The sequence below is a fragment of the Streptomyces sp. NPDC058579 genome, assembly GCF_042718575.1.
GTDB lineage: Bacteria > Actinomycetota > Actinomycetes > Streptomycetales > Streptomycetaceae > Streptomyces.
Window position 1 is genome coordinate 19,011 of the sequence record NZ_JBHXPI010000064.1, and the last position, 9,683, is coordinate 28,693.

Below are 9,683 nucleotides of genomic sequence, written 5' to 3' on the forward strand. Positions count from 1 at the left end.
ATGTCACCGCTGGCTGCCATTAGCTCCACCGCCGCTACGAACGCAAGGCAGAACACTCCCTCATCTACCGACGACTCACCAAGTGAAACAACGTCTTTCGGGCACCCCAAGCAGCGCCCCACACGCTGCGTGGGCCCACAACGCCACTGTGAACAACTTGGTGCTCATCAGGGTTGGCGGCCAGCTCGTGTTCCCGGCCGGTGCAGTCCCATGAGCGTCAGGCGTCGACGGTGGCTGTGCGGCGGTAGCGGCTTGGTGGGAGACCCAGTTCGCGCGTGAATGCCCGGGAGAAGGCGTACTCGGAGGCGTAGCCGACATTGCGAGCGATGATGCCGAGTGAGTCGTTGGTGTCCCGCAACTGTCGGGCGGCCTGATCAAGGCGCACCCGGGAGAGGTAGGCGAGGGGGCTGGCGCCGACGGCTGACTTGAACCGGCGGGCGAATGTAGGTCGGGACATGGCCACAGCGCGGGCGAGGCTGTCGACGGTCCAGTCTTCCTGCGGCTGCTCGTGCATCAGCGACAGCGCGGCACCGATATCGGGGTCGCGAAGAGCGGTCAGCCATGACGGGCCCAAGTCCTCGTTGTCGGCGCGCTCCAGCCAGTTGCGGACGGTCAGTATGAACAGCACTTCTGTGAGCCGGGTGGCGACCGCTCGGGATCCTGGCTGACCATTGGTGGCCTCTGCGGCAAGGAGCCGGACGACGCTCTGGAGCTGGGGGTCCGCCGCCATGCCGGGCACGTGCACCACCTCAGGCAGGACCGACAGCACCGGATGGCGGTCCGTGGACGTTGCGTACTGGAATTTGCCGCACACCACGCGGACCTGCGGGCCATCACCGCCCATGTCCACGACGCCCGCGCGGCCTGGAGGGTTCTCAGCTGCGATCTCCGAGTAGGGGCGGGTCTCGGTTCCGGGGCTGCCCAGGAGCTGGTGCGGGGTGCCTCGGGGGAGCAGCACAACGTCACCGGACACCAGCTGTATCGGTGCCATGTTCGCCGTCTGGAGCCAGCATGCTCCGTCGGCGATCAGATGGAATCCGGCGATGCTCCCCTGGTCGAGTTCGCACCCCCACTGCGATCCGTTAGAACGAAGCTGAGCGAGGAGTGCTCCCGTGAACCCGGTTGACGCCAGCACGTCGGCAAGTACATCCATGTGGTCACGCTATCTAGGCAGGATGGGATTCCGCACCTTGGGTGAGATGCAGAAGTATGTAGACGAGGCATACCAGTATTGGTGCTCTCATTGTGTGAGACTCAAGTCCCTCCTGACAGTGTGACACCGCAGCGAGGTTCCGCAGCGCCACACTGCTCCGCGTCTTTCCCGCCCAGCGTGTGCAAGGTGTGCTGACGTCGGCGGTGAGGGCTACTTCAGGGTGCGGCGGGAGAGGTCGGCCCACTCGTCCCAGGTCTTGAGGCGGTCGGCGTAGATCGCGGGGAGCCAGTCGAGGCCCGCGGTGCCGAGGAAGACGCGCAGGGGCGGGTTCTCGGCGTTGGCGATCTCCACGAGGCCCTGGGCGGCCGCGGCGGGGTCGCCGGGGACGATGGTCTTGGCGAACTCCTGGCTTGCGATGCGGGCGGGGTCGTAGGCGGGGATCATCTCGGCGGCGGCCAGCGAGGGGCCGGCCCACTCGGTGTTGTAAGCGCCGGGCTCGACCAGCGTGACCTTGATGCCGAGCGGGCCTACTTCCTGGGCCAGCGACTCGGTGAAGCCCTCCAGGGCCCACTTGGAGGCGTGGTGGCCGCCGAACAGCGGGAACGCCGCGACGCCGAAGGTCGACGACACCTGGATGATGTGGCCGGACCCCTGGGTGCGCATCTGCGGCAGCACCGCCTGTGTGACCCACAGCGCGCCGAGGTAGTTGACCTCGATCTGGTCGCGGGCCTGCTGCTCGGCGATCTCCTCGATCGCACCGAACAAGCCGAAGCCGGCGTTGTTGACGACGACATCGAGACGGCCGAAGTGCGCGGTAGCCTCCCGTACGGTGGCGATGGCCGCCGTCCGGTCGGTCACGTCGAGCTGCAGCGGAAGCACGGCGTCTCCGTGCTTGACTGCCAGGTCCTTGACGCCGTCGATGTTCCGGGCGGTCGCGACGACCTTGTCACCCTGGGCGACTGCGGCCTCGACGAAGTGACGGCCCAGGCCACGGGATGCCCCGGTGATGAACCAGATCTTGCTCATGGTCATACGTCCTTGTCATGGTCTTCACGGAGGGACGACCCCTCACGCCCAACCACGCTACGTCTCGCTAATCGATACTCTCCATAGCCGAGAGAGTCATCTTCATACCCCAGCGTCTCAATAGTTCTCGACCGAGTCTGGTTCGCGACGTCAGGTTCCGGTGCAACCTTCCTGCCGGGTGACGCTCAGTTCTGGCGACGCCGAGAACGGATCACCCCCGGTGATCGGCGCCGACCAGTCCGGTCGAGATCCGTAAGGAGTCGGAGTGGAGGCTCGACTCCACCGCCTCCTCCAGTCGGGCACCAGGACGCTCTGCGGAGCCCGGTCCGCGACCGTCGGACCAGTACTCGAATGCCATCACCGTGCCGCCTTCGGAATCCCCCGACCAGCACCTGTGGCGGGGAGCGGGCGGCGCCCTCACTGAGGCTGGGATCAAGTGGTGGACAGGCAAGGGGTACTGGGGTGCCGGCGCCACTGGCTGTACCCCTGCAGGGGGCGATGGGCGCGGGTCTCCGCAGTCCTCACCCTTCATCTGGCCAGCTCGGAATGAGGGGAAAGGCTCAGCTGAGGAGGGGGCAGGGATTGCTCCCGAGGTCTGAGAACTGAATCTCAGACGAGCTTGAGCGAGCAATTTTGACGTACGGGCGCACCTCAACGCTCCATGTCCCCTGTTCCAAGCGAATGAGACGCAGGGGCAAGAGAGTGAGCGCTTCTGGCATGGAAGCTCTCGCTACCGAAGACGTAGCGTGTTGCCCAAGCGAGGATGCGGGCCCCTGGAAATAGCCCGCCTCGTCGCTCGGACAGCAACTCACGACCGGAATTGGTGGCAGAAAAATGGCCAAGGAACAGCAGACTCCCATGGGCAGCGGATTCGGGCCCGAGAGCACTACGGCCGATGTCCTCAACGGCATCGACCTCACGGGTCGGTTCGCTGTCGTGACGGGCGGGTACTCGGGCATCGGCCTGGAGACCACGCGGGCCCTGGCCGGCGCCGGCGCCACCGTCGCGGTTCCCGCTCGTCGTCCGGAGCTCGCCCTGGGGGAGCTGAAGGACCTTCCCCGGGTGGAGGTCGGTGCGATGGATCTGACCGACCTGGGCAGCATCGCCGCCTACGTCCGCAGCCTCGAAGCCGACGGCCGGAGCATCGACATGGTCATCAACAGCGCCGGCGTGATGGCCGCACCGCTCACCCGGGTCGGCCCCAAGGGCTGGGAGTTCCAGCTGGCCACGAACCACCTCGGTCACTTCGCGCTCGTCAACCGGCTCTGGCCCATGCTGAACAGTGACGCCCGGGTGGTTGCTGTTTCCTCGCGGGGGCACTTCTACTCGCCGATGCGCTGGGACGATCCGTTCTTCGAGCAGAGCGCATACGACCGCTGGGCCGCCTACGGGCAGTCGAAGACGGCGAACTCCCTCTTCGCTGTCCACCTCGACCGCCTGGCACGCGATACCGGTGTCCGCGCCTTCACCCTGCACCCCGGCGTCATCGTCACGCACCTGGGCCGCTACCTGAGTGACGCCGATCTGATCGCCGCCGGTGCCATGGACGCCGACGGCAACCTCACCCCCGACTTCGGCAAGTCGCCTCAGGCCGGCGCCGCGACCCAGGTCTGGGCCGCGACCTCACCGCTGCTGGAAGGCAAGGGCGGGCTCTACCTCGACGACGTCGACATCGCCTCCGTCTTCGACAGCCGTACGCAACGAGGCGACGTCCAGGAGCACGCGATCGACCCGGACGAGGCCGCACGACTGTGGACCTGGTCGGCGGAACTCACCGGCGTCGACGCCTTCAACTGACCTTCAGATCACGCCAGTTCCTCGTCGGACCGCCACGGTTGGCGAGATGCGCGCCTGCACACCGCTTCTCTCATCTGACCCCTGTCCCCCATTCCGGCACACCCACTCCCCGCACCCTTCCGTCAACACATCGAAGGAAGAGCCATGGCCACCACTCACGAGCAGTCGCGCCTCTCGGGCGCCACTGACGATGACGTGCCGCACCACCGGATGTTCATCGACGGTGCCTGGGTCGACACCGACGAACACACCGAGATCCACTCACCCGCGAACGAATCTCTCCTTGCCACGGTCGCCAAAGCTGGCCGCAAGGAGACCGATGCAGCGGTAGCGGCCGCCAAGCGGGCTTTCGAGTCGCGGGTCTGGGCGGACATGCCGGTCGTAGAGCGTGCCGACCTGATGCAGACCGTCGCCGACCGGCTGCAGGCGCGCTTCACGGAGCTGACGGAACTGCAGTCGCGGGAGATCGGCGTCCCGATCACCGTCGCCGAGCTCCTCCACATCGGGTTGACGATCAGCGAACTGCGCGACATCGCCGAGCTGGGCCGGGACTACGCGTGGCAGGAGGAGGCTCCTGTCATCGGCGACAACGCGCTGGGCGGATATCTCCGCAAGGAACCTGTTGGCGTTGTCGCGGCCATCGTTCCCTGGAACGTTCCGATGCAGCTGGGCATGAACAAGATCGCCCCCGCACTCATCGCCGGCAACAGCGTTGTCGTCAAGCCCGACTCCCACGCACCACTCACCCTGCTCGAACTGGCCCGGGAGTTCGATGCCGCCGGACTCCCGAAGGGCGTCTTCAACGTGGTGACCGGTCCCGGCGAGGTCGTCGGCTCGCGCCTGTCCGAGCACCCGGACGTCCGCAAGATCGCCTTTACCGGCTCGACGGCCGTCGGCCGTGACGTGATGAGCCGGGCCTCGGCCAACGTGAAGAAGGTGTCCCTCGAACTCGTTGGCAAGGGCCCCAACATCGTCCTTCCTGACGCCGACGTCGACCACACCGTCGACGGCGCCCTGTTCTCCTTCCTGAGCTTCTCCGGCCAGGGCTGCGAAAGCGGAACCCGCCTGCTGCTGCCGTCCTCCCTGCATGACGAGTTCGTGGCACGGATGGTGGAGCGGATCAAGACGCTGCGCATCGGTGACCCGTCCGACCGCGAGACCACCTTCGGCCCCGTCATCTCCCGCCGCCAGCGCGACCGGATCCTCGGCTACATCGCCTCCGGCCTTGAGCAGGGAGCCACCCTCGCGACCGGTGGCCACGTGATCACCGGACCTGGCTTCGAACGCGGCCACTGGATCGAGCCCACCATCTTCACCGACGTCACCAACGACATGCGTATCGCCCAGGAGGAGATCTTCGGCCCCGTCGTCGCCGTCATCCGCTACGACACCATCGAGGAGGCCATCGCGATCGCCAACGACACCGAGTACGGCCTCTCCGCCGGAGTGTGGGGCGAAGACCTCGAACGCGCCATGGACGTCGCCAACCGGATCGACGCCGGCATGGTCTGGATCAACGACTTCCACGTCGTCGACGCCCGCTACCCCTTCGGCGGCATGAAGCAGAGCGGACTGGGACGAGAGCTCGGACCCAACGCCCTCGACGAGTACACCGAGGTCAAGCACGTCGCCTACGCGACCGGCCGCCGCAACGACCCCCATCCCTACGCCGTGCTCTTCGGCAACCGCTGAACCGGCTTCACACCGCACCCCGCCGGCCCGGACTCCGGCGCGGCACTTACCGAATTTCAGGAGATCGAGATGACGAACAAGACGTGGTTCATCACCGGCACGTCGTCGGGCTTCGGGCGGCAGCTCACCGAGCAGTTGCTCGCCCGCGGGGACCGTGTCGCGGCCACTGTCCGCAACGCGGCGGCCGTGGACAGCCTGGCGGCCGAGTACGGCTCCCGGCTCTGGCGCGCCGAACTGGATGTCACCGACACCACCCGGATACGCGAGGTGGTCGAGCAGGCGTTCACGGATCTCGGACACATCGACATCGTCGTGTCCAACGCGGGATATGGCCTGCTCGGCGCGGCGGAGGAACTCTCCGACGACCAGATCGACCGGCAGATCGCGACGAACCTCACCGGGTCCATCCAGCTCGCCCGCGCGGTGATCCCTCACCTGCGCGCGCAGGGTGGCGGCCGGATCATCCAGCTCTCCAGCATGGGCGGACAGATCGCGCTCCCGGCCCTGTCGCTTTACCACGCCACGAAGTGGGGCATCGAGGGCTTCTGGGAGTCCACCGCGGGTGAGATCGCCCCCTTCGGTATCGCTGTCACCCTCGTCGAGCCGGGCGGCGCCCGTACCGAGTTCGCCGGCACCAGCGCCGACATCGCCAAGCCCATGCCGGAGTACGCCGATCACGCACCGGGCCTGCTCCGCCGCATGCTCGCCGGAGAGGTACCCGCCCTCCCCAACCCGGGCGACCCGGCCAAGATCGCCGCGGCCATCATCACCTCCGCCGACCAGGACGAGGCGCCCAAGCGCCTCACCCTCGGCTCCGACGCCTACGAACTCGTCACCGCCGGCCTCCGTGAGCGCCTCACGGCTCTGGAAGCCGCCAAGGACCTCGCCTACTCCACCGACGCCGACGACTTCACCGAAGCCCGCACCAACGAGAACTGACACACCGCGCAGCGGCGGCAGCCCGCCGGACACAGCCGCCACGTGCGGCGGCCGCACGCAGGACCAGTTTCGGTGCCCGACCGTCCGTCAGAACCCGCAACCAGAACGGAGACAATTGCCATGTCCAGATCCGCCACCTCACGGCCCCAGGCCCTCATCGTGCTCTCCTCGGCACGCACGCTGCACCTGAGTGAGCCCGTCGACCATCCCGGCCTCCCCACCGGATTCTTCCTCGTCGAGGTCGCCGCAGTCCTGGCGCAGTTCGAGAAGGACTACGACTTCATCCTCGTCACGCCGGACGGCAAGCCTCCTCAGATCGACGTCAACGGCCTGGGGCTCAACTTCATGGGCGGCAAGAACACGGGCAGCGTGGCGGCGCGCACGACCGTCCAGAGCTCCCGCAAGAACTTCACTCCCGAGGGTCTGCGAAAGAAGAACCCGAAGCTCGTCAAGCGCCGCAACGACGAACTCGCCCTGGGCCGACGCCATCTCGGACGCATCCCCGTCTCCGAGCCACTGCCCAAGACGGACAAGGAGGCCATCTCCATCCGGGACGAGGTCGTCGCCGGCTTCGAGGCCCTGCCGGAGAAGAAGTACTTCTCCATCCAGGAACTGGTCGAGAAGGACCGCGACCCCAACGAACCGTTCTCCTTCCGGGACATCGCCTTCATGCACGCGCCCGGCGGTCACGGTCCGATGGTCGACGTCCACGCCAACCCGTGGATGGGTGAACTGCTGAACAGCCTCCAGGAGAACCGCGTCCCGATCTCGCTCATCTGTCACGGCCCCGTCGCCCTCACCTCGGCCCGATACCGCGTCCGCAAGGACGGAGAGGTCATCACCAACAACAACCACGGCTTCAAGGGCGCCAAGATCACCACGTTCGCGCAGGTCGCCGAACGGATCGTGCTCGCCTCGCAGTACCCCAAGGTTCCCGGGAAGCGCACCCGGCTTCCGTACTTCGTCGACGTGGCACTCAAGGACGCCGGATACGACGTCAGCCTCGCCCTCAACCCCTCAGGGGTCAAAGTGGTCTGGGACGAAAAGCACGCCCTGCTAACCGGTAACGGCCCCCAGGCCATCGACGCGCAGGCCGCCCGCCTCGCCAAGATCGTGCGGTCCTGAGCCCCGCACTGCGAGAAGCGCTCGGAGCTCCGAATATCCGAGCGAAAGGGGGACACGCCGTCATTTCTCGGGATTAGCACGGGTGCCACCTAGTCCACTCGATCACAGCGGCCAAGGCGTGTACGGGCCGCGATCAAATCCGTCGGAAAATGAAGAAACGCAAAGGATTGCTGCGATGAAGAAGCGATACTCACACTGGGTCAACGGTCAGGAAATGGCTCCCGCGAACGGCGAATGGAGCGTCTGGTCGGACGCAGCGGTCGGCGAGATCGCGGTGGGTTCCCCCGACGACGTGGAGCGTGCGGTGGACGCGGCGTCCGCCGCTCTCGCGGAGTGGCGGGACCTCAGGCCGACCGAGCGGGGCCGGATCCTGACCGAGATTGGCGTACGCCTGCGGGCCGATGCGGCCCGGCTGGGGGCGCTGGAGGCCGCGGAGGGCGGCAAGCCCGAATGGCAGGGACCCTTCGAGTTGACCTGGGCGGCCGACTTCTTCGAGTACTACGCCGGTCTGGTGAACCTTCCCCAGGGTGACACCGTGGACATCGGCGCCGGTTCCCACGCCTTCACCCGGCGGGAGCCCTTCGGCGTCGTCGGGGTCATCACTCCCTGGAACGCCCCGATCAACCAGGCCGCGCGCGGGATCGCCCCGGCGCTGGCCGCCGGCAACACGGTGGTGAGCAAGCCCTCGGAGTTCACCTCGGCGACCACGCTGGAGATGGCCCGGATCGCGTCCGAGGCCGGACTGCCGGCCGGTGTCCTCAACGTGGTCACCGGTGACCGCGATGGCGTGGGCAAAGCCCTGGTCGCGCACCCGCGCGTGCGGAAGATCGCGTTCACCGGCTCGGTCGCGGCCGGCCGTTCCATCGCCCGCGAGGCCGGGGAGCGGCTGATCCCCGTCACCCTGGAGTTGGGCGGCAAGGGAGCCAACGTGATCTTCGCCGACGCCGATCTCCAGGCCGCGGCGAAGGACGTGGTGTTCGCGTTCACCGCGAACGCGGGACAGGTCTGCTTCTCTCTGCCCCGCCTGCTGGTGGCCGACGAGATCCACGACCGTTTCGTCGACGCGGTCCTGGCCGAACTGCGCGACGTCACCGTTGGCGAGTCCTACGGCCAGACGGTGACGGAGGCCCAGTTCCACAAGGTGCAGGAGTACTTCGACATCGCCCGTAAGGAGGGTGCCACGCTCGCGACAGGTGGAGAGGTCGCCGAGACGGCCGGCCGGTATCTGCAGCCGACCGTCTACACCGACGTCACCAGCGACATGCGCATCGCCCGTGAGGAAGTCTTCGGCCCGGTCTTGACGGTCACCCGCTTCAGCGACGAGGACCACGCCGTTCAGCTCGCCAACGACACCGACTACGGCCTGTCGGCCGGAGTGTGGACCACCGACCTGGGCCGCGCCCACCGCCTCGCCGCCCGGCTGGAGGCCGGCACGGTCTTCGTCAACGGCTGGCGGGCAGGCCTGGTCGAAGGCCCGTTCGGCGGCTACAAGGACAGCGGATACGGCCGCGAGATGGGCATAGAAGCCCTCCACCACTACACACAGAGCAAGTTCGTCGTCGTCACCCTCTGAACGACACACGGCAACGAGGGTGAGACTGCGCGCCCGGTGTTCGCGAGGCTCCATGGATTCCTCGACGCCCGTCATCGCACTCCCGGCTCATGGACTCCCTGCGAGGCATCCCGCTCGGCCGTCCCAACCGGCCCGAGGTGGCTTGGCCTTCGAACAGCCGCCGTACTTGCGGGCCGCCTGCGCGCGGCATGCCGTCGGGGTGGACTGCGGCCGGGGGGCGGGCACGCAGTCCCATCCGCCGACCACGCCGCCGGTCACCCCGACGACGAAGGGAACCCCGACCCCGACCGGATCCGTCTCTACCGCGGGGTCCCCCGATGACCGCGTCGCCGCCGGGGGGCCCCCCCCCCCGGCGGCCCGGGCGGGGGCCGGCCGGCG

The 9,683-nt window shown here is 67.5% G+C and carries 7 protein-coding genes; 5 read left to right on the forward strand and 2 right to left on the reverse strand.

All coding sequences use genetic code 11. The features are described from left to right. Window positions 1–217: 217 nt before the first annotated feature. Together ACFWRO_RS35395 and ACFWRO_RS35400 are read right to left on the reverse strand one after the other, a co-directional pair. Window positions 218–1,153 carry a cupin domain-containing protein gene (locus tag ACFWRO_RS35395; RefSeq protein ID WP_384518257.1) on the reverse strand — a complete coding sequence of 312 codons (936 nt, stop codon included), beginning with the start codon at window positions 1,151–1,153 and terminating at the stop codon, window positions 218–220. A 210-nt stretch (window positions 1,154–1,363) separates the two neighbouring features. Beyond that, window positions 1,364–2,179 carry an SDR family NAD(P)-dependent oxidoreductase gene (locus tag ACFWRO_RS35400; RefSeq protein WP_384518259.1) on the reverse strand — a complete coding sequence of 272 codons (816 nt, stop codon included), beginning with the start codon at window positions 2,177–2,179 and terminating at the stop codon, window positions 1,364–1,366. 834 nt (window positions 2,180–3,013) lie between these two features. On the opposite strand from ACFWRO_RS35400, the gene ACFWRO_RS35405 reads away from it, so the two are divergent. The 5 genes from ACFWRO_RS35405 (at window position 3,014) to ACFWRO_RS35425 (ending at window position 9,305) form a co-directional block, all read left to right on the forward strand. Beyond that, on the forward strand, window positions 3,014–3,976 hold the full coding sequence (locus ACFWRO_RS35405; RefSeq protein WP_384518262.1) for an oxidoreductase: 963 nt from the start codon (window positions 3,014–3,016) through the stop codon (window positions 3,974–3,976). 144 nt (window positions 3,977–4,120) lie between these two features. Next, entirely contained in the window at window positions 4,121–5,668 is a 1,548-nt protein-coding gene (locus ACFWRO_RS35410; RefSeq protein ID WP_384518264.1) for an aldehyde dehydrogenase family protein, read from the forward strand. Between the two features lie 69 nt (window positions 5,669–5,737). After that, entirely contained in the window at window positions 5,738–6,607 is an 870-nt protein-coding gene (locus tag ACFWRO_RS35415; RefSeq protein WP_384518266.1) for an SDR family oxidoreductase, read from the forward strand. 120 nt (window positions 6,608–6,727) lie between these two features. Next, window positions 6,728–7,732, forward strand: coding sequence for a hypothetical protein (locus ACFWRO_RS35420; protein ID WP_384518268.1), 1,005 nt, complete (start codon window positions 6,728–6,730; stop codon window positions 7,730–7,732). A gap of 214 nt (window positions 7,733–7,946) precedes the next feature. After that, on the forward strand, window positions 7,947–9,305 hold the full coding sequence (locus tag ACFWRO_RS35425) for an aldehyde dehydrogenase family protein (protein ID WP_384518271.1): 1,359 nt from the start codon (window positions 7,947–7,949) through the stop codon (window positions 9,303–9,305). Window positions 9,306–9,683: the final 378 nt, after the last annotated feature.